Origin of the sequence: Photorhabdus namnaonensis, from assembly GCF_001684335.1 — a bacterium.
GTDB lineage: Bacteria > Pseudomonadota > Gammaproteobacteria > Enterobacterales > Enterobacteriaceae > Photorhabdus > Photorhabdus namnaonensis.
On record NZ_LOIC01000071.1, the window covers coordinates 1 to 327 of the forward strand.

Here is a 327-nt window from a genome sequence, read left to right on the forward strand (position 1 = left end):
CCCCTGATTGCCCAGGGCAGTGAAACCGTGTTTATCAACGGCTCGCCGGCGGCCCGGGTGGATGACAAACTGGCGTGTGGCGCCACCATAAAATCCGGGGCTAAAACGGTGTTTATCGGCTCCGGGCAGGGAACTTACCTGGCGGTGGCCGAAGAGTTCTCCGCCTGGGAACGGGCGATACTGATAGCCGTTGAATTTCTGGCGCCGCCGTCACGAGGCGCCCTGAAAGGGCTGGGTAAACTGTTTACCCGACAGGCCGGTAAAAAGGCCGTCAGCGGGGCGATTGCCGGTGCCCGGCATGCCGGAAAAGTGATATCGGGGAAAACC

1 protein-coding gene is annotated in these 327 nt (G+C 61.2%); it reads left to right on the forward strand.

Annotated features, from left to right (window positions below; all coding sequences use genetic code 11):
* A partial coding sequence (locus Phpb_RS12465; RefSeq protein ID WP_131817516.1) for a PAAR domain-containing protein occupies positions 1-327 on the forward strand: 327 nt, incomplete at both ends.